The sequence below is a fragment of the Kocuria sp. ZOR0020 genome (assembly GCF_000800955.1).
Lineage (GTDB): Bacteria > Actinomycetota > Actinomycetes > Actinomycetales > Micrococcaceae > Kocuria > Kocuria subflava.
The window spans coordinates 1-24,177 of record NZ_JROX01000039.1; the positions used below are offsets into that span (position 1 = coordinate 1).

General features: G+C 65.2%; 24 protein-coding genes and 3 tRNA genes. 20 read left to right on the forward strand and 7 right to left on the reverse strand.

The genetic code is table 11. The annotated features are described in order from the left end of the window. Positions 1 to 134 precede the first annotated feature (134 nt). The 3 genes from L979_RS02575 to L979_RS02585 are packed head-to-tail and all read right to left on the reverse strand — an operon-like array spanning position 135 to position 3,258. Positions 135 to 1,127 carry a glycosyltransferase gene (locus L979_RS02575; RefSeq protein WP_047688850.1) on the reverse strand — a complete coding sequence of 331 codons (993 nt, stop codon included), beginning with the start codon at positions 1,125 to 1,127 and terminating at the stop codon, positions 135 to 137. After that, positions 1,124 to 2,173 carry a glycosyltransferase gene (locus tag L979_RS02580; protein WP_047688853.1) on the reverse strand — a complete coding sequence of 350 codons (1,050 nt, stop codon included), beginning with the start codon at positions 2,171 to 2,173 and terminating at the stop codon, positions 1,124 to 1,126. The genes L979_RS02575 and L979_RS02580 overlap by 4 nt, the downstream gene beginning before the upstream one ends. Further along, positions 2,170 to 3,258 (reverse strand): glycosyltransferase family 1 protein, encoded by a 1,089-nt coding sequence (locus tag L979_RS02585; protein WP_119932920.1) that lies wholly within the window; start codon positions 3,256 to 3,258, stop codon positions 2,170 to 2,172. Before L979_RS02585 ends, L979_RS02580 begins: the two co-directional genes overlap by 4 nt. An 88-nt stretch (positions 3,259 to 3,346) precedes the next feature. On the opposite strand from L979_RS02585, the gene L979_RS02590 reads away from it, so the two are divergent. The 15 genes from L979_RS02590 to L979_RS02655 all read left to right on the forward strand — a co-directional run bounded on the left by L979_RS02590 (position 3,347) and on the right by L979_RS02655 (position 18,559). Beyond that, on the forward strand, positions 3,347 to 4,297 hold the full coding sequence (locus L979_RS02590; RefSeq protein ID WP_231559362.1) for a WcbI family polysaccharide biosynthesis putative acetyltransferase: 951 nt from the start codon (positions 3,347 to 3,349) through the stop codon (positions 4,295 to 4,297). Then, positions 4,294 to 5,286 carry a glycosyltransferase family 4 protein gene (locus L979_RS02595; protein WP_156125322.1) on the forward strand — a complete coding sequence of 331 codons (993 nt, stop codon included), beginning with the start codon at positions 4,294 to 4,296 and terminating at the stop codon, positions 5,284 to 5,286. The genes L979_RS02590 and L979_RS02595 overlap by 4 nt, the downstream gene beginning before the upstream one ends. After that, positions 5,283 to 6,629: a glycosyltransferase family 2 protein gene (locus L979_RS14290; RefSeq protein ID WP_197052052.1), complete on the forward strand. Its 1,347-nt coding sequence runs from the start codon at positions 5,283 to 5,285 to the stop codon at positions 6,627 to 6,629. Before L979_RS02595 ends, L979_RS14290 begins: the two co-directional genes overlap by 4 nt. Before the next feature lie 47 nt (positions 6,630 to 6,676). Then, positions 6,677 to 7,702 carry a glucose-1-phosphate adenylyltransferase family protein gene (locus tag L979_RS02605; protein WP_369792961.1) on the forward strand — a complete coding sequence of 342 codons (1,026 nt, stop codon included), beginning with the start codon at positions 6,677 to 6,679 and terminating at the stop codon, positions 7,700 to 7,702. Continuing rightward, positions 7,699 to 7,839, forward strand: a complete 141-nt coding sequence (locus L979_RS17030) for a hypothetical protein (RefSeq protein WP_369792962.1) — start codon at positions 7,699 to 7,701, stop codon at positions 7,837 to 7,839. Before L979_RS02605 ends, L979_RS17030 begins: the two co-directional genes overlap by 4 nt. 55 nt (positions 7,840 to 7,894) lie before the next feature. Continuing rightward, positions 7,895 to 8,092, forward strand: coding sequence for a hypothetical protein (locus tag L979_RS02610; protein WP_047688855.1), 198 nt, complete (start codon positions 7,895 to 7,897; stop codon positions 8,090 to 8,092). 151 nt (positions 8,093 to 8,243) lie between these two features. Further along, the gene (locus L979_RS02615) at positions 8,244 to 8,747 is read left to right on the forward strand and encodes a hypothetical protein (protein WP_047688858.1); all 504 of its coding nucleotides are present in this window, start codon (positions 8,244 to 8,246) and stop codon (positions 8,745 to 8,747) included. 324 nt (positions 8,748 to 9,071) lie between these two features. Further along, positions 9,072 to 10,769, forward strand: a complete 1,698-nt coding sequence (locus L979_RS02620; protein WP_047688892.1) for a nitrite/sulfite reductase — start codon at positions 9,072 to 9,074, stop codon at positions 10,767 to 10,769. Continuing rightward, positions 10,766 to 11,527: a phosphoadenylyl-sulfate reductase gene (locus L979_RS02625; RefSeq protein ID WP_047688860.1), complete on the forward strand. Its 762-nt coding sequence runs from the start codon at positions 10,766 to 10,768 to the stop codon at positions 11,525 to 11,527. The genes L979_RS02620 and L979_RS02625 overlap by 4 nt, the downstream gene beginning before the upstream one ends. Before the next feature lie 118 nt (positions 11,528 to 11,645). After that, positions 11,646 to 12,599 carry a sulfate adenylyltransferase subunit CysD gene (gene cysD, locus L979_RS02630; protein WP_047688863.1) on the forward strand — a complete coding sequence of 318 codons (954 nt, stop codon included), beginning with the start codon at positions 11,646 to 11,648 and terminating at the stop codon, positions 12,597 to 12,599. Further along, a complete protein-coding gene (locus L979_RS02635) occupies positions 12,599 to 14,080 on the forward strand; it encodes a sulfate adenylyltransferase subunit 1 (protein WP_081993639.1) in 1,482 nt (493 codons plus the stop codon). Before cysD ends, L979_RS02635 begins: the two co-directional genes overlap by 1 nt. Before the next feature lie 63 nt (positions 14,081 to 14,143). Further along, positions 14,144 to 15,361: an ABC transporter substrate-binding protein gene (locus tag L979_RS02640; protein WP_156125324.1), complete on the forward strand. Its 1,218-nt coding sequence runs from the start codon at positions 14,144 to 14,146 to the stop codon at positions 15,359 to 15,361. Further along, positions 15,358 to 16,140 (forward strand): ABC transporter ATP-binding protein, encoded by a 783-nt coding sequence (locus tag L979_RS02645; protein WP_047688865.1) that lies wholly within the window; start codon positions 15,358 to 15,360, stop codon positions 16,138 to 16,140. The genes L979_RS02640 and L979_RS02645 overlap by 4 nt, the downstream gene beginning before the upstream one ends. Further along, positions 16,130 to 17,029, forward strand: coding sequence for an ABC transporter permease (locus L979_RS02650; protein WP_047688868.1), 900 nt, complete (start codon positions 16,130 to 16,132; stop codon positions 17,027 to 17,029). Before L979_RS02645 ends, L979_RS02650 begins: the two co-directional genes overlap by 11 nt. A 60-nt stretch (positions 17,030 to 17,089) precedes the next feature. Further along, entirely contained in the window at positions 17,090 to 18,559 is a 1,470-nt protein-coding gene (locus L979_RS02655) for an FAD-dependent oxidoreductase (protein ID WP_081993640.1), read from the forward strand. A gap of 140 nt (positions 18,560 to 18,699) precedes the next feature. On the opposite strand, the gene L979_RS02660 is transcribed toward L979_RS02655, so the two are convergent. Beyond that, positions 18,700 to 20,052 carry a D-arabinono-1,4-lactone oxidase gene (locus L979_RS02660; protein WP_047688873.1) on the reverse strand — a complete coding sequence of 451 codons (1,353 nt, stop codon included), beginning with the start codon at positions 20,050 to 20,052 and terminating at the stop codon, positions 18,700 to 18,702. Between the two features lie 214 nt (positions 20,053 to 20,266). On the opposite strand from L979_RS02660, the gene L979_RS02665 reads away from it, so the two are divergent. From L979_RS02665 to L979_RS02680, 4 genes are all read left to right on the forward strand, one after another. Next, positions 20,267 to 20,339: transfer RNA gene (locus L979_RS02665), tRNA-Glu, on the forward strand. 136 nt (positions 20,340 to 20,475) lie between these two features. Beyond that, a tRNA-Asp gene (locus L979_RS02670) sits at positions 20,476 to 20,549 on the forward strand. Between the two features lie 54 nt (positions 20,550 to 20,603). Further along, positions 20,604 to 20,676, forward strand: a tRNA-Phe gene (locus L979_RS02675). A 168-nt stretch (positions 20,677 to 20,844) separates the two neighbouring features. Further along, positions 20,845 to 21,387 carry a hypothetical protein gene (locus L979_RS02680; protein ID WP_047688875.1) on the forward strand — a complete coding sequence of 181 codons (543 nt, stop codon included), beginning with the start codon at positions 20,845 to 20,847 and terminating at the stop codon, positions 21,385 to 21,387. A gap of 34 nt (positions 21,388 to 21,421) precedes the next feature. Here the strand turns inward: L979_RS02680 and L979_RS02685 are convergent, their stop codons facing one another. Genes L979_RS02685 through L979_RS15770 form a run of 3 tightly spaced genes read right to left on the reverse strand, consistent with a single transcriptional unit; the run spans position 21,422 to position 23,338 of the window. After that, positions 21,422 to 22,276 carry a hypothetical protein gene (locus tag L979_RS02685; RefSeq protein ID WP_047688877.1) on the reverse strand — a complete coding sequence of 285 codons (855 nt, stop codon included), beginning with the start codon at positions 22,274 to 22,276 and terminating at the stop codon, positions 21,422 to 21,424. Between the two features lie 50 nt (positions 22,277 to 22,326). Continuing rightward, complete coding sequence (locus L979_RS02690) at positions 22,327 to 23,133, reverse strand: exodeoxyribonuclease III (protein ID WP_047688880.1); 807 nt, start codon at positions 23,131 to 23,133, stop codon at positions 22,327 to 22,329. Positions 23,134 to 23,167: 34 nt separating this feature from the next. Beyond that, positions 23,168 to 23,338 (reverse strand): hypothetical protein, encoded by a 171-nt coding sequence (locus L979_RS15770; RefSeq protein WP_156125326.1) that lies wholly within the window; start codon positions 23,336 to 23,338, stop codon positions 23,168 to 23,170. Between the two features lie 305 nt (positions 23,339 to 23,643). Here L979_RS15770 and L979_RS02695 point away from each other — a divergent pair. Then, positions 23,644 to 24,177 (forward strand): putative glycoside hydrolase (locus tag L979_RS02695; protein WP_231559363.1); only part of this gene is annotated, 534 nt, incomplete at its 3' end.

A 24,177-nucleotide genomic window follows, 5' to 3' on the forward strand; every position in this document is an offset into this window, starting at 1 on the left:
AAACGGCTGCTCACCGATCATCACGGTGTGGTGGGTGACCGGCGGTGCCCAGTGCGCCAGGGCCGCGATCTGCCGCTGAACATGGGTCCGCCGGTCACGGGAGCACAGGGTGATCACGTGGGTGTTCGGAGCGTTCATCCGGCCACCTCACGGATGACGTGTGCTGCCCGCTGCACAGCCCCTTGGGTTTCCCACCGGTGCCAGTCCGGGCGCAAATCCAAAGCTTCCCGCACCAGGTGCTCCCACTGCCGCACCGGTGTCACCTGGCCCGCCACACTGTCCGCGGTCACGGCCAGTCCCGCCTCCCGCAGGATTCGCGCGGTGGCCTCCTGTTCCTGGAAGGGCCGCTCCTGGGCAACGACGACGGCCCGCCGCCCCAGTGCCGCAACATCTGCCACGGAGTTCTGCCCTGCCGCGGTGATGATCACATCCGCTCGTTCCAAAAGGTTGCGTGGATCGGGCACCCAGGTACGCCCGCCGATCACGGTGCAGTCGAATCCGGCCAGATTCAGGTGCGTCACGACGTCGTCCCAGTAACCCTCCGGAGAATCCGTACCCCCGGTGCCGAACATGATGACCACGCGGGGGCGGGTGCTCGAGGCAGGTGGCAGGTCCAGATCACCGGTGGGGAACCTGCTGATCCCACCGACCTGATGAACGCGGTCCGCCACGTGGGCCAGGTGTTCCGGGACAGGGACCCACCGGGGCCAGGCCGCGATCACGGCATCGGCCAGGCTGTAGCCCAGCATGTGCGGGGCGTCAGGGCGGTGCCCGGGCATGGCCTGGACCGTCACGGGAACCCCCATGGCCCGCACCAGAACGGCAACCTCCACGGAGACGTCCACGTGGAAGGCCGCCGGGCGGTGCTCCTGGATCCAGGTAGCAATCGCGGCCATTCGGTCGGCCAGTCCGCGGTGGCCGGGCGGGGCCCAGTGCAATACACCGTGCGCGGTCAGCTGGGCTGGGGTGAGCCCAGCCGAGGCAGGAGCATCCAGGGGCAGGACCACCTCTGCGTCATCCCGGGAGGACAGGATGGCGGTGGAATGCGTGACGGAAAGTTCCGCAGCCAGGGCCCGGCAGCGCGTCATGTGCCCTGAGCCGTGGTGGTGTGCGTAGAAACCGATCACCGAGCCAGCACCCCTTCAAACAACTCCATGTAGTGGCGCAGCATGATCTGCAGGTCAAAACGCTCCACGGCTATGGCGCGGGCCTGGGAACGAGGTTGCTTCAGGGCCGCGCGGACAGCGCGGGCCAGGTCGTCGACGTCGTCGGGAATCGCCAAGTGATCCGGGGTGTCCTGGAGGACCTCGGTGACTCCACCGCGGCTGAAGGCCGCCACCGGCGTTGCGCAGGAGAGGGCCTCAATGGTGACCAGACCGAATGGTTCATCCCACTGCGGGGTGACCAGGGCAACGTCAGCCCGACCCACTGTAGCGGCGATCTCCTGCGGGGAGCGGACACCCATCCATCGGATGTCCGGACCCAGGCGGGGGCGGATCTCGCGTTCAAAGTACGCGGGCTCTGCGCTGCGGCCGATCAAGGTCAGCGGCAACCCCAGGCGGCGGCACGCGTCAATGGCCAGGTGAGGCGCCTTCTCCCGGGTGATGCGCCCGAACCACACCGCACCGTCCCCTCCGGGGCCCGGCCGCCACTGCTCCGTGTCCACGCCGTTGTGAATCACGTCTGCAGGCCGCGGGAGGTTCCACTGGCGTGCCGTGAAGTGACTGACCGCTGCAAATCGGCCATTGGCGGGTCCCAGGGTGTCCACGGTCTGCTGCATGTTCGGCTGGGGTGGCACGTGCAGTGTGGTCAGCAGCGGCGGCGCCTGATGCGGGTCCAACATGAGCATGCTGGGGTGGGTGCTGTTGTTGTGGATCAAATCGTAGTCAGAGGCCTCCAGGTACTCACGCACCCGCAGATACGCCTGCGTTTCCGACTCCACACCACCTGGCGGGTAGGCATCATCCCGGGCCAGTGACTCAAATCCCGTCCAGTCCACACCGGGGAACTCCAGGGGCTCGTGATGCCCCACGGAGCCACGCGCAGCAAACAAGTCCACACTCACACCGCGGTGGCGCAGGGCGGTGACCAGGCGGTGCACAAAAACTTCCAAACCGCCGCCGAACGGCGGGGCAATGGGCAACCGGGAGGGACCCACCACAGCAACCTTCACGGGGTCACCTCCGTGGGTCCGGCACCCTGGATCTGGGCCACCGCTCGGGTGTAGATCTCCAGGTGGGTTCGTACAGCCTCGGCCTGTTGAGCCTCACGATCCACGACCATCGGCAGGGGACCCCGCTCCAGCGCACGCTCAACGGCGTGAGCGGCCTGGGCGCCGTCACCGGTGGTGTACGGGACCACGGCCCCGGGGCGGTCGGCCTGATCCGCAAAGTGCCCGGTGCTCGGTGCCACCACGGTGACCCCCAGGTCCCGGCACATCTCCAGCCACCCGGAGTGACTTCCGTGGGTGTAGGGCAGGATCACGACGTCGAACCCCGCCACCGCTGTGAACAACTGGTGGTCGGAAAACCGTTCATGCAGATGCAGATGCTCACCCAGGCCGTGGTACAAAGCGGTCACCAGTGGGTGTTGGGCGGCGCTGTGGTGGGCAAAGATCGTCAACTGCCCACGGCGCAGATGGCGCTCCAGCTCCATGTAGAACTCAGGATCCGTGACCGTGTTGGTGCGGATGTCCTTGAGGAACACGGCCACACGTTGACCATTGCGGTGCGGGGCAACCTGCTCACGGATCTTCCCGGCCTGCACCGGGAGCACCACGTACGGGTGAGGTGCCACGGTGGCCACCCGACCGTGGCGGTAATGGATGGCGCGGGCGGCGGAATCGGTCAGGGTGATCACCTGATGGGCGGCCTCAAGCAACACGTCCAGACGTTTCAGGTGTTCGGTCTGGTCTGTCAGGTGGGGATTCTCAAGGTCATGGACCGTCACCACCAGGGCCACTCCGGAAGCCTTGCACTGCGCCACAAAGGCCTGGATCTGTTCAACGGAACGGTGCTCGAATCCAAAATGCAGGTGCACCAGATCCAGGCGGTCAGCGTGTTCCGCCAGCTGCTGTGCATCCAACAGCGGGTGCGGGAACCATTGACCAGGTTGAAGGTCGGTCGGGGGCTGTGGCTGCCAAGCCGTGACCTGCGTAGGCCCAGGAAGAACGGCGTCAACGTAGGCGTGGTGCGCCGGAATGGAGGCCACACGGAGGCGTTGTTCGTCTCGGTGGGACATGGTGGTCTCTGGTGTCACCGGGACTCACACCCTGGGCGGCGGTGGCTTCCGGCAAGGTCACCCGTACGGCCTGGATCATCACCGTGCTTAGGATCTAGGCATGAACATGGACGGGCGCAGAGCCCATTACGGCGACTTCTACGGCTGGGATCGTGGGGGAGTGCGGCAGATGGGTGACCCCCAGGGCAATCACCGGCCCCTGCTGATGGTGGTGGGCAACTGCCAGGCCGAATCCCTGCGGATCGTGCTGGAGAGCACGGGTGAGGTGAACAGCATCCGTGTGCCGCCGGTGTTCGAGTGGACGGCAGAAGACCTCCACATCGTGAACCTGATCCTGCCGCACCTGGACGCCTTGGTGATGCAGCCTGTCCGCAACGACTACCGGGGGCTGGCCTGCGGTACAGAGCAGCTCGAGGCGCGCTTGCGCCCGGGCGCATCCAGCGTCCGATTCCCTGTGCTGCGGTATTCAGGTCTGCACCCCTTTCACGTCATTGTCCGGGACCCGGAGGACCCGTCACTGAACCCACCGCTGGTCCCATATCACGACCTCCGCACGGTGATTGCCGCGCATCTGGGGATGCGTGTGCCCACGGAGGTGGAAGTGGATGTTGGGGCGCTGCAGAAAGGTGCGCGCGAATCGCTGGGTCAGCTCCAGCGCCGTGAACAGTCCCACGGCACCGTTGTGGTCTCAGATGAACTGATGAAGCACCCGCATTGGCACACCATCAATCACCCAGATAACAGTACACTTATCCTTTTGGCGCAGAGGGTGGTTGAGACGCTTCTCATAAGTGGGCTGATTGATGCCCCAGGTCGTGAACTCCTGGGTTCCCTGGAGGCTCCCGTGGACCCGGCCGTGGCGCAGGCGTTGAACGCCCCGTTGCGCCCCGATGCCTCCACGGACTGGCGCTTGGGTCCCAACGACGACGCCCCGCGCCTCACCGTGGCCCAGGTGGCAGAAGCCCAGCTCGATTTCTACCGGGCCCGGCCCCACCTGGTGGCACAGGCCATGCAGCGCCATGAGGAACGCATCCACATCCTGGGGCTGCTCCCATGACCGGGAATACAAGGTTGATCCGCCACATCCTGCACGGGCCACCGCGTCACGGGGTGACCCGCTACGGCCGCCATCTGTTCACAGCCCTGCAGGAGGACGCGGACGTCACGGGGCACATGTACTGCGATGAGCAATCCACCACCACACCGGAGCTGGTGCACGTGACGTTCACGGACCACCTGTTCGGGTCCACCCCGGATGATGCTGTGACCGCCGTCGTGGAGATGGCCGGCGGCGCACCGTTGAGCGTGAGTCTGCATGACGTCCCGCAGGAGCAGGAGGGGGCGGTGCGGTTTGAACGTCGTCGTCGGGCCTATGTTCGGTTGATCCAAGAAGCCACAGTGGTGGTGGTGAACTCCGAGCACGAAGCCACGGCGTTGCGTACCTGGGTCCCCGCCCAGGCGGCCACGGTGCACGTGGTGCCGTTGCCCCTGGAGGTCAGTGGGACGCATCGGGTGCCAAAAAATCTCCATGAAGGTGTGCTCACGGTGGGGCTGATGGGATTCATCTACCCGGGCAAGGGCTACGAGCGCGTGGTGGAGGCCGCTGCGCCGGGAAGTTCCGTGGTGATGATCGGTGAGGTCGCCCAGGGGCACGCCGAGTACGTGGGGCAGCTGCAAGCCCAGGCCGAACGGCGGGGTGTTTCCGTGCAGATCACCGGGTATGTACCTGATGACCAGTTGGCACAGCACCTGCACGCGGTGGATGTTGCCGTGTGTCCGCATCTGCACGTGTCCGCATCCGGGTCCTTGAACACGTGGATCGCCCACGGGCGCAGGCCGCTGGTGCTCACCGGGGGTTACATGGAGGAAGTGGCGCGCCGGTGGCCGGAGCTGGTCCACCTGGTGGAGCCCCACAACCTGGGGCAAGCCATGAATGCTGCAGCGCACGCCCCGGAGTCCACATGGATCACAGGTCAACTTCCGCAGTGGGGTTGGCCGGAGGTCGCGCGGGAGTACCAGCGGATCTGGGCGACGGTGCTGCCATGACCTCGCCCACGCCACCCACGGTTTGTGTGGTCGTCCCGTACTTCAACGACGCCGCCGGGCTCAAGGCCGTCCTGGAAGGCGTGATCCGTCAGGACTATCCGGGTGTGATCCACGTGGTGGTGGCCGATGACGGCTCCACCGTTGCTGCCGACCCGGGTACGCTGCAGCCGGACGACGGCAGCCGTCCCGTCACGGTGACCGTGGTGCGTCAGGAAGATCACGGGTTCCGTGCCGCTGCCGCCAGGAACCTTGGCGCTGCGGCCGCGACTGCGCAGATCCTGGCCTTCCTGGACGGTGACACCATCCCACAACCCGGTTATCTCAGTGCGGTGGTTCAGACTCTCAGTCGGGAACCACGGGCCGTGGTGGTGGGGACCCGAACACACGTTGACACCACCCAGGATCCACCGATGGACCTAGGGCAACCGCAGTGGTTGGCGGACGCCTGGGAAGCCACGGACCACTTGCGCGGCGGAGATGACACCAACTTCCGGTTTGTGATCTCCGCCGTGCTGTCCTGCCGGGCGGAGGTGTTCTGGGAGATCGGTGGTTTTGACACATCCATGGTGGGCTACGGCGGTGAGGACTGGGAGTTCGCCTGGCAGGCCCACGTGCGTGGTTTTGATCTGCGGCACCAACCTGCAGCGCTCGCGGTGCACCGGGGTGCTGACTGGGGTGGGCGGTCGGCTGCGGACCGCGCAGCTGCCGTGCAGGTGAAGAATGCTGAGACATTGCGCCTGGGCTCCCGGATCACACACCCCACGGTTCGTCTGCCCGGCGTGGTCCACGCCGTTGCGGACGTGGCCGTGACTCTCCCGCTTGGGCCCCAGACTTTCGGTGGTGCGTGGCAGGCAGGTGCTGTGGTCCTGGCGGTGACGGACCTGCTGGGTGCCGGCGATGTTCATGTGACGGTCCGCGGGGCAGCCGATGGCGCGGTTTCCCCAGAGGTACTTCAAGCCTTTGCCGCTGATCCCCGGGTACGGTTCACCGGCCCCGCGGAGGCCGGCCCCGCTGAGACGGGTTCGGTGGAGGTGAGTTCAGCGGAGGTGGGTTCCGCCGGTGAGGTTCAGGGGCGGGTGGTGCCGCGGTTCGACGTCGTGGTGGTGCGTGCCTGCCACATCCCTGCCGGCGGTCTGCAAGCGGTGTGTGAACAAATCTCCCAAGCCGGTGGAGCGTGGGAAGTGGCCACCGTGGACGGGGACGTGCTGCTGCATGTGACGCCCCGGCGAGCAGCAGCGCGTGGCGAGCGCCAGGTCACCCGAATCACGCGAGACTGGACCCCGGTGGATGGGGCACCGGCGCTGGAAGGCGAGCTGCGGCGTCGTGGTCAGACCTACTGTTAAGTCTGCTTGTTACCTAGACTCGTGGAAGCTGCTCGGAAAGGACTGGCATGCACATTCCCAAGACGTTGGCCCTGATTCTGGCCGGGGGCAAAGGTTCGCGGCTTGGTGAACTGACCGAGCACAAGGTCAAACCGGCCTTGCCGATCGCGGGGACCTACCGGCTGATCGATGTTTCCATGTCCAACCTGATGCACTCCCACATCTCGGACGTCTGGGTGGTGCAGCAGTACCTGCCCCACAGTCTCAACGTCCACTTGGCCAACGGGCGCCCGTGGGACTTTGACCGCACGCACGGAGGATTGCACGTATTGCCCCCGTTCCAAGGTGCGGAAGGGGAGGGTTTTGCCCAGGGCAACTCGGATTCGATCTTCAGGCAGCGCGAACTGATCCAGGAGTTCGACCCGGACCTGGTGCTGGTGCTCAGCGCCGATCACCTCTACACCATCAACTTCCTGGACGTGATTGACACCCACGTCCGTCAACACGCGGACCTGACCGTGGTCACCACGGAGGTGGCTGAGGATGCCTCCCGTTACTCCGTGGTGCAAACGGACACCCAGGGATCCGTGGTCGATTTCCAGTACAAACCCCAGGAACCCGCGGGGCACCTGGTGGCAGGGGAGATGTTCCTGTTCCGTGCGGACTCCCTCCTGGAAGCCCTAGACGCCCTGCACACCGAACGCGGGGAACTGGGCGACTACGGGGAGGACCTGCTGCCGTGGTTCGTGGCCAACCGCACCGTGGTGGAGCACCGCCTGGACGGCTACTGGATGGACCTGGGAACCCTGCAGTCCTACTGGACCGCGCACATGCAGATCCTGGACGACGACGGCGCCACCCTGGATGACCCCCACTGGCCCATCCTCTCCGCCCAGCCCCAACTCCTGCCCGCCCGTGTGGCCGATTCCGCCCAGATCAGCCATTCCATGATTGCGGCCGGTTCCCGGGTGGCAGGCGTGGTGGAGCACTCCGTGGTGGGCACAGGTGCTGTGATCGAGGACGGCGCCGTGGTCCGCACAGCGTTCTGTTGGACGGGGTGCACGTTGGCTCAGGGGTGGTCCTGGAGAACGTGATCGCGGACGTGGGAGCCCAGATCACCGGAGGCCAGAAACGTGGCACGGCCAAGGGCGTGACCCTGATCGGGGAAGACGGACTGGTGGCCACCGCAGAAGACTTCGACCGCACGGCAACGTTGCCGCAAGGGTTCTGAACCCTTGGCGGTGGAGACCCGGCAAGAACACGCATGAACGAGCAAGGAGAAACTCATGCAGCAGAACGATCCCCAGGCAACCGCCGCGGGCAAGGGCCAGGACTCCATCAAGATGGACCCGGCCGAGGAGCAGGAGGTGTTGGACCAGGCCCAGAGCGCCAACAGCTCTGAGGTGGACCCGGCAGAACCCGCGGATGAGGGCGTGGGCGCCATGACTGATGACCAGGACATCACCCCGGCCACGGACAACTGAGTGCCCGGTTCCACCGACTCGAATCTCGGTTTCACCGGTTCAAACAAGGCGTTGGCGCCTCGGCACACTGCTGCTGTGGGCGCCAACGCCTTGTTTGGTGATCTTGGCCGCCGTAGGGTTCTGGCGGGCGGTCCCTGAAAGTGGCTGGCTCATGGTGGTCTACTACACCCACTTGAGCAATGCAGTGGCCCTGGTCTCCGCCCTGCTGCTGGTTGTTGCCCTGCTCCGTGGGGGCGTTGTTCCCGGATGGGTGCGCAGCCTGCGCTATGTGGCCACCTGCATGCTGGTTCTGACCTTCCTGGTCAGCTTGCTGGTGCTGGTTCCGTTGGGTTCCAGTTTTGTGGGGATGTTCTTCCAGGGCAGTGGTCTGTTCCACCACCTGCTGTGTCCTGCGGTGTCCTTGATCTCCTACCTGGTGGTGGAGGACAAGACCACGCTGCGCAGACCCTGGATGCTCATGGTGGCCGTGACCTTGTCCTACGGGCTGACGTTTCTGCTGCTGAACACCTGGAACCTCTACCTGGGGCCCTACCCGTTCCTGGAGGTGCACAACCAGTCCTGGGTGGAGACCGTGGTCTGGTTCTTGGTCCTGGTGGGTTCGGCATGGGTGGTGGGCGTGGCACTCGCCTGGTCGCGTCGAGCCGGTACGCGTTAGGCCCGGCACGGTACGCATGTGGCCAGCTCCGGCGTAGAAAATTGGCCAAACACGTACCGGCGCGGGCGCTGAGGGGGCCGAACCGCGGTGTCCGTTCCGTTGGGGGTCGGTTTCGCCAGCTGCGTGTTCGGTTTCGCCAGCGGAACGCGCGATGTGGTGGCGGAACCGAACACAGAGGTGGCCTGACCGGGCGTCGTCGTTGTGGAGGGTGTGTGGGGTCACCGGAGCAGCACGACGACGACGGCGCCGCCGCCCCACCCGGGACTGTGTCCGACTGTTACGGCGGAGGTGACCGGGTGGGTGTTCACAGCGTTCACTGGGACGATGACCTCTTCTGCACCCGAGCGCCCGGCCCGTACGCGCAAACCCAAGCCCGAAGGGCAGTGGGCAGTTGACGGCCGTGAGCCCCTCAATCACAACGAGGAGTTCAAGGCGGAGGACGACGGTTTCCACGTCCGCACCCGAATCGAGGAGCGCTATTCCAAGGAGGGCTTCGCCTCGATCGACGGCGATGACCTGCACGGGCGTTTCCGCTGGTGGGGGCTCTACACGCAGCGCAAGCCAGGGGTGGACGGTGGCAAGACCGGCTCCTTGAGCGATGCCGAGATCGAGGACGAGTACTTCATGATGCGTGTCCGCCTGGACGGTGGAACGCTCACGCGTGAACAGCTCAAGACCTTGGCCACCATCTCCACGGAGTTCGCCCGCGGCACGGCGGACATCACGGACCGGCAGAACATCCAGTACCACTGGATCCGGATCGAGGACGTTCCGGAGATCTGGCGTCGGCTGGAAGCCGTGGGCATGGACACGGTCTCAGCATGCGGTGACGTTCCCCGCGTGATCCTGGGTTCCCCGGTGGCAGGGGTCGCGGAGGACGAGATCATCGACCCCACTCCCGTGCTGGACTCCCTCAAAGAGGAAGTCCGCAAGCTGGAGTTCTCCAATCTGCCGCGCAAGTACAAGACCGCCGTGACGGGCCACCCCGCCCTGGACGTGGTCCACGAGATCAACGACTGCTCGTTCGTGGGGGTCAATCACCCCGAGCTCGGCCCCGGCTATGACCTCTGGGTGGGCGGGGCGCTGTCGGTGCAGCCGTTCCTGGGGCAGCGTCTGGGTGCGTTTGTCACCGAGGACCAGGCGTTGGACGTCTGGCGCGGTGTCACGGGGATCTTCCGGGACTACGGGTATCGCCGCTTGCGCAACCGCGCTCGCTTGAAGTTCCTGGTGCGTGACTGGGGCGTGGAGAAGTTCCGCCAGGTCCTGCAGGACGAATACCTGGGTTACCAGTTGGCCGACGGCCCCGCACCGCAGCGCCCCTCCACACCCGGGGACCACATGGGCGTGCACAACCAGAAGGACGGCCGCAACTACATCGGTGTGGCTCCACGGGCCGGCCGCGTGCCGGGGCAGTTGCTGCATGATCTGGCTGATGTCATGCAACGGTTCGGCTCCGATCGCCTGCGCACCACCCCGCACCAGAAGCTGCTGATCCTGGACATCGACGACGCCGACGTGGATGACGCCGTCGTCGCTCTCCAAGCCTTGGACCTTCCCACCAAGCCGGGTGCGTTCCGGCGCTCCACCATGGCCTGCACGGGCATTGAGTTCTGCAAGCTGGCGATTGTGGAGACCAAGGAAGTGGCCTCCCAGGTCATGGACGAGCTGGACCGCCGCTTGGAGGATGTGGAGCTGCCTGCACCCATCAGCCTGCACATCAACGGCTGCCCCAACTCCTGTGCCCGCATCCAGGCCGCGGACATCGGGCTGAAGGGTCAGCTGCTGCCCACGGACGACGGCGGCCAGAAACCTGGCTACCAAGTGCACCTGGGTGGTGGGTTCTCCTCCGTGGAACGCGGAATGGACGCGAGCCTGGGCCGGACCGTGCGCGGGCTCAAGGTCTTTCAGGATGAGCTGGCCGACTACGTGGAAAAATTGACCCGACGCTTCCTGGAACAACGGGAGCCTGAAGAGAGCTTCGCTGCATGGACCATCCGTGCTGAGGAGGACGATCTGAAATGACCACCACAACGCACCAGGCACCTGCCCGCGGTGAAGAGGAACTGCGGGAACTGGCCGCGGCGGGCGCGCGTGAGCTCGGGGCCGAGCTGAGTGCTGAGGGCATCGTCCCCGTGGACGGGGAGGCAGACCACATCGCCGCCATCCGATGGGTGGCTGAGAACTTCCCGTCGGCGCGGATTGCCGTGGCCTGCTCCATGGCGGACGCGGTCCTGCCCGCACTGGTGGCGGACCAGGTCCCCGGCGTGGACGTGTTGTTCCTGGAGACGGGGTACCACTTCCCGGAAACCCAGGGCACCAAGGAAGCCGTGAAGTTCATGCTGGACGTCAACGTGGTGGACGTGCTGCCCAAGCTGACCGTTGCCGAGCAGGACGAGCAGCACGGCAAGGACTTGTTCTCCAAGGATCCCACCGCCTGCTGCCGGATGCGCAAGGTGGAGCCGCTGGCCGATGCCCTCAAGGACTACGACGTCTGGTTCACCGGTGTGCGCCGGGACGAGTCCCCCACCCGCACCAATGCGCCCATGGTGGCTTTTGACCAGACCCACAAGATCGTCAAGGTCAACCCCATGGTCCGTTGGTCCTTGGATGAGCTCACCGAGTACAGCAACACCCACGGGTTGCCCGTGAATCCGCTGCTCTCAGACGGGTACCTGTCCATCGGCTGTGCCCCGTGCACCCGCCGCGTGGCCCCCGGTGAGGATCCGCGTGCCGGACGTTGGTCCGGTACGGACAAGATCGAGTGCGGCATCCACCTCTAGTTCACGCATGGTTCCTCTGCCCGTGATGGCCTGGTGAACCCCGTCAACAATTCCCACTGACCCGATGGGTGTGCCCGGAAACCGGGTCCCGTCCAGCAAGCCCAGGAGTAGACCACCCATGACGCAGGTTGATCTGAGCGCCCAGCAGGATCCGTTGTCCCCGCAGCCGTTGGGCACGGGGGAGCAGACGGCGCTGGACGCCCTGGAATCGGAGTCCATCCACATCATCCGTGAGGTGGTGGCGGAGTTCGACCGTCCCGCCATGCTGTTTTCCGGTGGCAAGGACTCCGTGGTCATGCTGCACCTGGCCGCCAAGGCGTTCTGGCCTGCGGCCATCCCGTTCCAGGTGTTGCACGTGGACACCGGCCACAACTTCCCGGAGGTTCTGGACTTCCGGGACCGCGCCGTGGAGCGCCTGGGCTTGCGATTGGTGGTGGCTTCCGTGCAGGACTACATCGACGACGGCCGGCTCACCGAGCGCGCGGACGGCACCCGCAACCCGCTGCAGACCGTGCCCCTGCTGGATGCGATTGTGGACAACAAGTTCGACGCCGTGTTCGGTGGTGGCCGCCGGGATGAGGACAAGGCCCGGGCCAAGGAGCGCATCCTGTCTTTGCGGGACGAATTCGGGCAGTGGGATCCGCGCAACCAGCGCCCCGAGTTGTGGAACCTTTACAACGGGCGGCACACCGCGGGCCAGCACGTCCGGGCCTTCCCCATCTCCAACTGGACCGAATTGGACATCTGGCGCTACATCGAACGCGAGAAGATCGAGCTGCCGGCCATCTACTTCGCCCACCAGCGTGAGGTCTTCCGGCGGGACGGCATGTGGATGGCGGTCTCAGAGGTCTCAGCCCCCAGGCAGACGGAGACCGTGGAGCACAAGCAGGTCCGCTACCGCACCGTGGGGGACATGTCCTGCACCGGTGCCGTGCTCTCCCAGGCGGAGACCGTGGGGGACGTGGTGGCAGAAGTCGCCGTGTCCACGTTGACCGAACGCGGGGCCACGCGAGCAGATGACCGCCTGTCCGAGGCGGCCATGGAGGACCGCAAGAAGGACGGCTACTTCTGATGGGCGCCCCCGCAACCGGCGCGGCGCAGACCGCCACCATTTCACCATCCCTGATTCACCCGGAGCAGTTTGCTCAGGACACGGAGACCCCTGTGACGGAAACACCCACCATCGATCCCGGATCCCTGTTCCGCTTTGCCACCGCAGGCTCGGTGGATGACGGCAAGTCCACCCTGGTGGGCAGGTTGCTGCATGACGCCAAGGCGATCCTTGCGGATCAGCTGGAGGCGGTCACCCGGACCTCTGCCGAACGTGGTTTTGGTGGCGGCTCAGGCCAGATCGACCTGGCGTTGCTGACTGACGGTCTGCGCGCCGAGCGTGAACAGGGCATCACCATTGATGTGGCGTACCGGTACTTCGCCACGGACCGCCGCTCCTTTGTCCTGGCCGATTGCCCGGGGCACGTGCAGTACACCAAGAACACCGTCACGGGTGCCTCCACGGCGGATGCCGTGGTGCTGCTGGTGGACGCCCGCCACGGTGTGGTGGAGCAGACCCGCCGCCACCTGGCTGTCACCGCCATGCTGCGGGTGCCGCACGTGATTGTGGCCGTGAACAAGATCGACCTGGTGGACTACTCCCAGCAGACCTTCGACCAGATCTCCGCGGAGATCACCAGCGTGGCCCAGACTCTGGGGGTGGAGCGTCTCAAGGTGGTTCCCGTCAGCGCGTTGGAGGGTGACAACGTCGTGGAGGCCTCCCAGCACACCCCGTGGTACACCGGTCAGCCGCTGCTGCGGATCCTGGAGGAGTTGCCCACCCTGGATGAATCCGGCTCCGGTGAGGACCGTTCTTTCCGCTTCCCCGTCCAGTTCGTGATCCGCCCCCAGGGCGCGGTGGCCCAGGGCGTGGATGGAGAGCACATGCGTGACTATCGCGGTTACGCGGGGCAGATCGCCTCCGGAACGGTGTCCGTGGGGGACAGAGTGATAGTCCTGCCAACAGGGCGCACCACCACGGTGGAGGGGATCGACGTCGCCGGGACCGCCACCCAGGTTGGCGGAGCCTTCCCCGGTGAGCAGCTCCAGACGGCGGCAGCCCCGCGCTCCGTGACCCTGCGTTTGGCCGATGACCTGGACGTGGCCCGCGGTGAGCTCATTGCAGGGGCGGATGGCCACGTTCAGGCACCCGTGCAGAGCTTCTCCGCCCGGCTGGCCTGGTTGGGGGCCCAGCCCCTGCAGCCGCGTGCTCGTGTGCTGCTCAAGCACGGCACGGCCACGGTGCAGGCCATGGTGACCTCCATTGACGGTCGTGTGGATCTGGAGACCATGGAACTGGCGGATGCCACCTCCCTGGAACTCAATGACCTGGGTGCCGTGACACTGCGCACCGCAAGCCCTCTGCCGTTGGACGACTACACGGATCTGCGGCGAACCGGTGCCTTCCTGCTGATTGACGCCCAGTCGGGCAACACCTTGGCCGCGGGTCTGGTGGGTCAGCAGACCGGCGGTGGCGTGGAGCAGCAGGCGGGGGACGTCTGAGTGGCCCGCCAGGACCCGCGCACATCATCGGAGGCACAGGGGGGACGCGATCCTCTGGAGACCGTGACCCGCACCGCCGGCGCCCCCACCGGTCAGGCCCACGGATCCACAGCCGTCACCCGGTCCAGTTCGGCTGATGCGGGGCAGCCCAGGCGTCGTCGTCGTATCGGGTGGCCTGCGGTGTTGGCCGGACTGGCCATCCTGTGTGTGCTCACGGTGACGGCCACCGTGCTGCGTGCCAACGGGACGCTGGATGCCATGGTGCAGGCGGGTACGGAGACCTCGGACGCCCAGGAGGTCACCCTGGGCTACTTTGGCAACCTGACCCACGGACCCGCGTTGGCCGGTGTGGAGCAGGGCTATTTTGAGCAGGCGCTGGGTGAGACCGAACTGAACACCCAGGTGTTCAACACCGGCCCCACCACCATTGAGGCCATGAACTCCGGTGAAGTGGACATTGCGTTCATGGGACCCAACCCGGCCATCAACTCTTTTGTGCAGTCCGGTGGAGAATCCGTGACCATCGTGGCCGGAGCCACTTCCGGTGGGGCGCAGTTCATTGTTTCCAACGACGTCGCCGGCCCGGATGATCTGGCCGGACGCACCTTTGCCACCCCCGACTTCGGCGGCACCCAGGACGTGGCGCTGAGGGTGTGGCTGCAGGACCAGGGCTATGAGGTGGACACGGGCTCCCCGGATTCGGTGTCCATCACCCCCATGCCTTCCGGGCAGGCTCTGCAGACTTTCCGCCAGGGCGCCATCGACGGCTTCTGGGGCCCGCAGCCGTGGGCGACCCGCATGACCCAGGAGGAAGGTGGGCAGGTTCTGGTGGATGAGCGGGATCTGTGGCCGGATGGCCGGTACCCCACCACGGTCCTGGCAGTGCGCACCGAGTTCCTGCAGCAGCACCCGCAGACCGTGGAAAAGATCCTGACCGGTCTGGAGGATTCCGTGGACTACCTGAACACCGCTGATCAGGATCAGGTGATCGAAACCCTGAACACCGGGTTTGAGAACGCGCGCACCGAGCCCCTGGACCCGGAGACCATTGCGGGGTCCTTGGAGGCCATGGAGTGGACCACCGATCCCATGGAATCCACCTACGCCACATTGCTGGAGAACGGGGTGCAGGCCGGCACCACCCAGGAAGCCTCACTGGACGGTTTTGTGGATGACTCCCTGATCAACACCGTGCGTGAGAACCGCGGCATGGACCCCGTGGGTGGGGAGATCTCCGCTGCCGTTCTCCCCGCAACCGGCTCCCGGGAGGATGCGGCATGACCACCACGCCCTCCGAAACCGTGATCCTCATGGAAAACCTGGGCAAGACCTTCTCCGCAGAAGACGGAGCGGTGCTGCAGGGGCTGGACCTGGAGATTGAACGCGGGCAGTTCGTGGCCCTGCTGGGAGCCTCTGGGTCTGGCAAGACCACGTTGCTCAACGTGGTGGCCGGCCTGGAAGAACCCACGGAGGGTTCCGTGACCGCCCCCGCGCAGGGGGCCGCCATGATGTTCCAGGACGCAGGTCTTTTCCCCTGGATCACGGCCGGTAAGAACGTGGAGCTGGCTCTGGAACTTGCCGGTGTGCCCAAGGCAGCGCGCAAGGACCGAGTACAGGAACTGCTGGAACTGGTACGCCTGCCCTCCGTGGCGGACAAGCGCCCCCATGAACTCTCCGGAGGCATGCGCCAACGTGTGGGATTGGCCCGCGCCCTGGCGCAGGAACGGGAAGTCCTGCTCATGGATGAACCCTTCTCTGCCCTGGATGCCATCACCCGTGACCTGCTGCAGGAAGAACTCCTGCGAATCTGGGAGGTCACCGGGCGGACCATTGTGTTCATCACCCACAACGTCTCCGAGGCCGTGCACCTGGGGCAGCGTGTACTGCTGCTCTCCTCACGCCCGGGCAAGATCGTGGAGGAATGGGACACCGGGCCTTGGAAGGATCCGGGCTCCTACGGTTTTGAGGCCGTGGGGCAGTCCCGTGAGGAAACCTTGGACCAGCTGACCCGCACCATCACCCACCGGCTCAGGGAGGAGATCGGACGCCATGCCCGCTGAATCGACCTCCCAGAACACCCGCAACACCGCAGAAGCTCCGGACAACGCAGCCGCCCTGGCGGGTCTGGACGCCCTCCAGACCCGCGGGGGGCAGTCCCGCACCGCCGGGGAGTTCTTCCGCACCAGGGTGGCCCCTCCCGTCGTGGCGTTGATTGCTGCCCTGATGGTGTGGCAGTTGGCCGTGGCGATCATCGACCCCCGTCCGGACATCATGCCCGGGCCGCTGGAAGTGGGGCGCCAGATCTGGGCTTCCATTGTGGACGGCACCCTGCCGGGGGCACTGGCCACCTCCCTGTGGCGCGGGGTCAGCGGGTTCTTGATCGCCGTGGCCGTGGCCACACCGTTGGCGCTGTTGATCGCCCAATGGGCCGGTCTGCGCAGCGCCATCGGACCCTTGATCACCGGCCTGCAGGTGCTGCCGTCCGTGGCCTGGGTTCCCGCAGCCATTGTGTGGTTCGGCCTCTCCGATGCCACCGTGTACTTTGTGGTGCTCATGGGAGCCATCCCGTCGATCGTCAACGGCATGCTCTCCGGAATCGACCAGATCCCACCCCAGCTGCTGAAAGCCGGCCGGGTTCTGGGTGCAGACGGATGGAAACTGGCCACCAAGGTGGTCCTGCCGGCTGCCATGCCCGGGTATTTGGCCGGACTCAAGCAGGGCTGGGCCTTCTCCTGGCGCTCCCTGATGGGTGCGGAGCTGATTGCCATCGGCGGATCCATCGGATTCGGCCTAGGCTCGTTGTTGGCTCAGGGTCGCACCGTCTCCGACATGGCGATCGTGCTGACCGCCGTGCTGAGCATCCTGCTGGTGGGCATCGTGATCGAACTGCTGTTCTTCAACCCGCTGGAGAAGAAGCTTCTGCGAGGCCGCGGCTTGCTGGTCCGGTAGGGGCTGCGGTGACCCACACCTGAGGTGCGGGCAAGGGACGCTGGCGGGAGTGGCGTCGTCATGAATAACGTTCAAACTGATGTGCAAGGGGCTGCGGGCAACCGCGGCCACAAAGGGAGGAAACCAGTGGTAGAGACCACCCCGGGAAAGCGTCCGCTGCGAGTGGCTGTGATTGGTGCCGGTCCGGCCGGGATCTACACCGCAGACATGCTGACCAAGTCGGATGCGGTGACAAACGGTGAGATCGAGGTGGCCATTGACCTCTTTGACCGCTACCCCACCCCGTTCGGGCTGATCCGCTACGGCGTGGCCCCCGATCACCCCCGCATCAAGGGCATCATCTCCGCACTGCGCTCCATCCTGGGCCGCGGTGACATCCGGTTCTTCGGCAACGTGAACTACGGCTCGGACCTGACCCTGGGGGAGCTCAAGGAACACTACGACGCCGTGGTGTTCTCCACCGGCGCCGTCAACGACGCTCCCTTGGAAGTCCCGGGCGTTGATCTGGACGGTGTGTACGGTGCCGCCGAGTTCGTGGCCTGGTACGACGGCCACCCCGACTACCGGCGCACCTGGCCGCTGAAGGCTGAGAAGGTGGCCGTGATCGGCAACGGCAACGTGGCCCTGGACGTGGCCCGCGTTCTGGCCAAGCACGCCGATGACATGCTGACCACGGAGATCCCCGGCAACGTGTATCAGGGTCTGAAGGCCAACCCGGTCACGGACGTCCACGTGTTCGGCCGTCGCGGACCGGCGCAGATGAAGTTCACCCCGCTGGAACTGCGTGAGCTGGCCAAGGTGCCGGACGTTGACCTGATCGTGCACGCCGAGGACATCTCTGAAGAGCACGTTTCCGAGGAAGCCGCCGGGGAGAACAACCAGGTCAAGGTCATGCTCAAGACCCTGCGCAAGTGGCTCGAGGACGATGCCCCCAAAACCGCCTCCCGCCGCCTGCACCTGCACTTCTTCCAGCGACCGGAAGAGGTCCTGGGAGAGGACGGTGCCGTGGTGGGCCTACGCACCGAACGCACCCGTTTGAACGACGACGGTTCCGTGTCCCCCACCGGTGAGTACTTTGACCATGAAGTCGGTGCCGTCTACCACGCCATCGGCTACCTGGGCTCCCCGCTGGCCGAAATCCCGTTCGACCTGGAACGCGGTGTGATCCTCAACGCCGAAGGCCGAGTGCTGGACCCCAACGGTGTGGTGCACCCGGGCCTGTACGCAACAGGCTGGATCAAGCGTGGACCGGTGGGGCTGATCGGTGCCACCAAGTCCGATGCCCTGGAGACCATCACCCACCTGCTGGAAGACGTCCCCACCCTGGAAGGTGCCGACCAGCCCGGTTTCGAGGCCATCAAGCAGACCATGTCCGCCAAGGGTGTGGAATACACCACCTGGGACGGTTGGCTGCAGCTGGATGAGTACGAACAGAACCTGGGCGCATCCTCCCACGACGCCGAAGGCAACCCGCGTGAGCGCGTCAAGGTGGTGGAGCGCGACGAGATGGTGCGCATTTCCCGCGCCTGATCTCCTCTGCTCTCCGGTGTTTGAGGGCTCTCCCGCCGTCGAGCAGTGAGTTCCCCCGCTCTCCTCCGCTGAGCAGTGATTTGTGCCGCCCATCAGAGCTGATGGGCGGCACAAGTCGCTGCTCGGCGGCAAGGGACGCGTCAGACTCCCAAGAGCCTGCGCATGGGGTCGGAGAGGAACAGTCCGTCCGGATCCGTGTGTTGGCGGATGCGAAGGAAGTCCTCCCAGTGCTTGTACTGGGGTGATAGTGCCTCAGCCGTCAGCGTGTGCCGACCTGCCCAGTGAGGGCGTGCGTCATGAGCCATGAACACGGTCTGCAACTCATCGAACAGTTCAGGGGTCCAGGTCCGCCAGAACTGCCGGACGGAAATCCACCCCGTGTAGCGTCCGTGCGCCGGTGACAACCAGGCCTCCTCGGGTGCGGCGCACCGAACGGTGACCGGCAGCCCCAGATAGGAACCCCGCTTTTCCAGGAGTTTCTGGACGTCCCGGAAGGTCGCCGTGAGGTCTTCCAGGGGAACGGCCCACTCCGTCTGGACGTATTTGACCGGGCGGGCGGAGGAGAACACCTTGTAGGAAAGATCCGTGAAGCGCCGCGAACTCACCGCCCGGGTGTCCAGTCGGTTGAGGCCAGGGACAGCTTTGGGTGCCCAACTGGCCAGGCGGTTCAGGCTCAGCGGCAGTCCGCGGCGCAGCACGGTGTCATCCATGCGCCGCACGGTCTGCGCCACCTTTGAACCGGGCTTGGACCATTCATCCGGGAGTCGGTGCAACCGCGTCATGATGTGCGTGTGGGCGGAGCCGGTCACGGGGTTCCAGAAGAACTCGAAGTGATCGGCAGATGCCATGCGCTCACCGATGGCATCGATCAACTGGTCCACGGGCTCTTTGAACTCGGCAGAGTGCAGGCGGAATGACGGTTCACACTGGAACGTCACGGCAGCCACCACGCCGATCACGCCCAAGCCGGCGCGGGCCGCTTGGAAGACCTCACGGTTCTGCGCGGGGGAGCATTCCAGGATCTGACCGTCCGCAGTCACCAACGTCAAGGCACACACCTGCCCGGACATGGACGGGTACCCGGTCCCCGTGCCGTGGGTGGCAGTCGAAACCGCCCCACCCACCGTCTGGTGGAGGATGTCCGGGAGGTTGGAGAATGCCAGACCCTCCCCCTCCAGGATCTTGGCTGCGCGAATCAGCGTGGTCCCTGCCAAGAACCGCGCCTGGTTGGTCACCCGGTTGATTTCCAAGAGGCCCGTCAGATCCGTGAGATCCAGGCGAACGTCGCGGGGGGCGGCCAGTTCGCTGAAACTGTGTCCGGAACCGGCCGGGCGCAGTCCGACCCCTGATTCCCGGACGGCTTGGATGGCTTCTGCCAGTTCTTCCATGGTTGTGGGCCGGACCGTGCGCACATCTTGGATCTGGTGCGTGTGGTCCCACGTCTGCCACGTGCCCGCGCCAACCTCTGCGGGCAAACTGAGTGGCTGGTTCATCGTCGAGCCTCCCCTCTTGTGTGGCATGTGCCACCTAAAACGATGCCTTCTGTCATCTTTGCACCATGCCATGAGAGATGGCTCAACACGTGTCCGAATGATGGTCAACGGGCACGTGGTCCGCAGCAAATTGCGCGTGCTCACCCGTGCAGCATCGCGAATCGCGCGGACCCCGATGTTGCTGGTACAGTAGGCGATCGTCCGAGAGGACAAGGCCCCCATCGTCTAGCGGCCTAGGACACCGCCCTTTCACGGCGGCGGCACGGGTTCGAATCCCGTTGGGGGTACTGATTCACTCAGGTGGATCACCATTGGCTGGTGCAAACCAGTCGATTTGCCTGGGGAGCGGGTGCTGATGCTAGTATCTCTCCTCGTTGGAAAGCGCAAGAGCCGCGTGAGCACGCGGATTCGGCTTCCATTCCAGGCCCTGTAGCGCAGTTGGTTAGCGCGCCGCCCTGTCACGGCGGAGGTCGCGGGTTCAAGTCCCGTCAGGGTCGCAAAGACGGCGTCAGTTCAACTGAGCGCCGTCTTGGCATCCCAAGTGGGTGTCTGGCTCTGTAGCTCAGTTGGTAGAGCGTGCGACTGAAAATCGTAAGGTCACCGGATCGACGCCGGTCGGAGCCACTGAAACCCCCGCGTAGCTTCTACATCGCGGGGGTTTCTTGCTACCTGGACACTTTCCGGCTGTAAAGCCACTTACCCAGCAACCGGCTCTTACCCACACAGTCAGCACTGCTGATTCATTCACCGTGTTCCCGGGATGCTCCCAAGGAGTTTCCCTACTCTGGGCCCGTGCAGCCTCTCCAGATCGTCGGCAGTCATCGCCGCCACGCAAAGTTGGCGTGGGGTGCGTTGGCGGCCGCCGTCGTGGTTGCCGCGGGCGCGGGGTGTGCCGGCCGGGAGTCCGTGACTGAATCCGCCCCAGAGCCCACCACGGCTCAGCCGAGCGCAACCGCAGCGGTGACCCCGGCCAGTTCGAGCGAGTGCTTTGCCGTTGCGGACACTTACCTTGCGGTCACCTTGCTTCCCTCGGACACCACGGACGGCGATTCCGATTCGGCCGCCGACGACGACGCCACCATCTCCCTGTCCCGCACCGCTGATTCGGTGGATGACTCCGTGGATTCGCTGCCGCAGGATGTCCATGAACCCCTGCACCAGGCCGCGCAGATCCTGAGGGACGCAGGAGACAGGTTGAATCCACAGGAGCTGATGGAAGTCCGGGACACCCTGCAGCCGGTTCACACGTGGTTGAACCAGCGGTGTTCCACCGTTGACTTCGGAGCCAGCGCGGAATCGGGTCAAGATCAGGCCTTTGTGCTGGCGCGATCCTGACCGCGCTCTCTGAGCGGACAAGCACAGGGGCGCCTCAGCTGGCGAACTCCAAGTGGGCCAACGGCATCCACCGTTTCATCAACCGTCCCATGGCCACCTCAGCACCCAAGTGGTCGTGTTCGTTGACGAACGTGATGGCATCGCGCAGATCGCGTGGGCTGTCGTCAGGCTGAATGCCATTGGCAACTGAACCGTAGTCCAGCACGATCAAGGACATGGCGGAGAACGTGGAGACCCAGCGGGCGACGGTTCTCAGGTCCTCACCGAGTTCTTGGAAATCTTCTTCCTGGCTCTCCTCCAGCACGCGAGCTCCCCAAGACACACGTGCTAGGGCAATGTCTGCCGGGACCACCAGCCGGTGGTGGATCTGACCGTCCTGATCCACGGGTGCGTGGTCCTGTGGCGCAAACAGGGCAAACCATGCGACGGGGACGGTCCAGTCGGACTCGCGCGTGTAGTTGCGGGTTTTGCGTTGGTCCCGGACGCTGCGTCCGCGCTCGCGGACCTCCTCGTGGTCCAGGAGCATGGTGATCAGGGGTTCGGCCATCTGCCGTTCCTCGGAGGTCACGGCTTCCATGGTCCGGCGCAGACGCTGGGGTGGGTGGTACAGGGGTAGGTCACCGGTGCGTACAGCTGGGGCCGTGGTCAGTGGTAGTGTCCACAGAGGCTCGTGAATGGGAGGCAGCGGGCCGTGTTCCTGGGTTGCCAATCGAGCGAGCTGTTCTGCCAGTTGGGTGTCCTCACCCACAGCAGGGGACACCGCGCCGTCCACCTGGGATGTGTAGGGCGGCTCCAGGTCCTCCCGGGGCACGTAGGCGCGCAGACTGAAGCGCTGCGGCAGGCCAGTGGCTCCCCGCCAGGCGGTTCCGACGTTCAGCAGCGGCCCCATTGTCACAGTTCAGCCATCTTCACAGTCCAGCCATTGTCACGGTCCAGCCATCACAGGGCGACGTCGATGACCACCGGCGCGTGGTCAGAGGCCCCTTTGCCCTTGCGCTCTTCACGGTCGATCACAGCTCCCGTGACCTGGGCGGCAAGGGCAGGTGAGCACAGTTGGAAGTCGATCTTCATGCCTTCCTTCTTGGGGAAGCGCAACTGGGTGTAGTCCCAGTAGGTGTAGACGCCCGGGCCGGGGTTGTTCTCCCGCAGCACGTCCACAAAACCCGTTTCCAGGAAGGCGTTGAAGGCGGCGCGTTCGGGTTCGGAGACGTGGGTCATCTGGTTGTCCAGGAAGAACTGCATGTCCCAGACGTCCTCGTCCTGCGGGGCCACGTTCCAGTCCCCGGCCAGCACGATCTTGGCTTCGGGGTCCTCCTGCAACCATTCTCCGGCGTGCCGGTTGAGAGTCTCCAGCCACGTGAGCTTGTACGGCATGTGCGGGTCTTCCAGCCCCCGGCCGTTGGGCACGTAGAGAGACCACACGCGTACACCGTTGCACGTGGCCGCAATGGCACGGGCTTCCTGGACGGCCTCCTGATTGCCCTTGCCGAATGTGGGCTGCTCCGGGAAGGTGCGCTGGACGTCCTCCAGGCCCACGCGGGAGGCAATGGCCACCCCGTTCCACTGACTCAGGCCGAAATGAGCTACCTCATACCCGGAGAACTCAAAAACCTCCCACGGGAAGTTGTCGTCCTTGGCCTTGGTCTCCTGGATTGCCAGCACGTCCACGTCCGACTTGTTCAACCATGCCTCCACACGGTCTGCACGGGCGCGAATCGAATTGACGTTCCAGGTGGCGATCTTCATGCCTTCAACCCTAGGTCAGAGCTCGGACACCGCATCAACTGAGGCATGCCGCGCCGATACAGAAACAACGCAGACGGCAGGCGGGCGTCGTCGTGAAGTCACCGGAGGACTCGGCAGTCCACTTGTAATTTCTGTCACCGATCACCATGCCGTGCCCGCGCCCCCGGACAGCACCAGCGGCCATGGCCGCACGCTCACCAGCCATGACCAGGTAATACATGTGAAATACAGCGATTTGGGTGTGAATTCACCTACCCCCAGCGCCTTGACATTGAGGGGCCGAAGGCGGCAGGCACTCTTTCGGGGACGCCGGTCACGTTGTGCGGGGGCCTCTGAATTCAGTACCTATGGAGTGGGGACCTGCTCAACACGACGATCTGGGATCACGTCTGACCCCTCCACTGGGGAGTGGGGGAGCAGGCAACGTCCGTTGCGAAGGGTGCCACCGCTGGAAACGGTGGGGTTCAGCTACGTCATTCAGGCGCACTCACATGCGCCCCAGGGGGGATCATGTCCGCAACGGACGCACAGGCCAGGACAGGGCAAAGCCTTGATGAGGCGGGTGTTGCACCGTCGGCACCGAGCACGGTCATTGGGCCTGCCTCCATGGCCTGGGTTCGCTACACCCCGGAAGGGTCGGGCCCCATCCCGTCAACCGAGATCCAGGCCTGGGCCGGATGCTGCCGGGTTGCGATCTTTGACCCGTGGGAAACGGAAGCCGCAGCCCAGTTGAAGGCCCTGGCGCCTGAGACCACCGTGCTGTGCCGCAAGAACATTGCCATGGTGGACCAGGAGGATCCCGGTCCGCTGTTCTCCACCGGCGTCTCCCATAATCAGGCCGAGCGCAACGGAACGTGGTTTGCGGTTGACCGCTCCGGGGAACGAATTGCGTGGGAGGAGCCCGAACGGCACTGGCAGATGCGCGTCTGGGATCCCGAATACCGTCAGGCATGGGTCAACAATGTGGTCCTTGAGCTGCAGGATTCCCCGTTCGACGGAATCCTGGGGGTGGGGGACCTGGAGGAAACCCCCCGACTGGACCTG

Bases quoted from the DNA above. Each gene is read 5' to 3' on its own strand.
- L979_RS02590 (WP_231559362.1), top strand. From the start codon at position 3,347: ATGGACGGGCGCAGAGCCCATTACGGCGACTTCTACGGCTGGGATCGT.
- L979_RS02595 (WP_156125322.1), top strand. From the start codon at position 4,294: ATGACCGGGAATACAAGGTTGATCCGCCACATCCTGCACGGGCCACCG.
- L979_RS14290 (WP_197052052.1), top strand. From the start codon at position 5,283: ATGACCTCGCCCACGCCACCCACGGTTTGTGTGGTCGTCCCGTACTTC.
- L979_RS02605 (WP_369792961.1), top strand. From the start codon at position 6,677: ATGCACATTCCCAAGACGTTGGCCCTGATTCTGGCCGGGGGCAAAGGT.
- L979_RS02610 (WP_047688855.1), top strand. From the start codon at position 7,895: ATGCAGCAGAACGATCCCCAGGCAACCGCCGCGGGCAAGGGCCAGGAC.
- L979_RS02615 (WP_047688858.1), top strand. From the start codon at position 8,244: ATGGTGGTCTACTACACCCACTTGAGCAATGCAGTGGCCCTGGTCTCC.
- L979_RS02620 (WP_047688892.1), top strand. From the start codon at position 9,072: ATGACCTCTTCTGCACCCGAGCGCCCGGCCCGTACGCGCAAACCCAAG.
- L979_RS02625 (WP_047688860.1), top strand. From the start codon at position 10,766: ATGACCACCACAACGCACCAGGCACCTGCCCGCGGTGAAGAGGAACTG.
- cysD (WP_047688863.1), top strand. From the start codon at position 11,646: ATGACGCAGGTTGATCTGAGCGCCCAGCAGGATCCGTTGTCCCCGCAG.
- L979_RS02635 (WP_081993639.1), top strand. From the start codon at position 12,599: ATGGGCGCCCCCGCAACCGGCGCGGCGCAGACCGCCACCATTTCACCA.
- L979_RS02645 (WP_047688865.1), top strand. From the start codon at position 15,358: ATGACCACCACGCCCTCCGAAACCGTGATCCTCATGGAAAACCTGGGC.
- L979_RS02650 (WP_047688868.1), top strand. From the start codon at position 16,130: ATGCCCGCTGAATCGACCTCCCAGAACACCCGCAACACCGCAGAAGCT.
- L979_RS02655 (WP_081993640.1), top strand. From the start codon at position 17,090: ATGAATAACGTTCAAACTGATGTGCAAGGGGCTGCGGGCAACCGCGGC.
- L979_RS02660 (WP_047688873.1), bottom strand. From the start codon at position 20,052: ATGAACCAGCCACTCAGTTTGCCCGCAGAGGTTGGCGCGGGCACGTGG.
- L979_RS02685 (WP_047688877.1), bottom strand. From the start codon at position 22,276: ATGGGGCCGCTGCTGAACGTCGGAACCGCCTGGCGGGGAGCCACTGGC.
- L979_RS02690 (WP_047688880.1), bottom strand. From the start codon at position 23,133: ATGAAGATCGCCACCTGGAACGTCAATTCGATTCGCGCCCGTGCAGAC.
- L979_RS15770 (WP_156125326.1), bottom strand. From the start codon at position 23,338: ATGGCTGGTGAGCGTGCGGCCATGGCCGCTGGTGCTGTCCGGGGGCGC.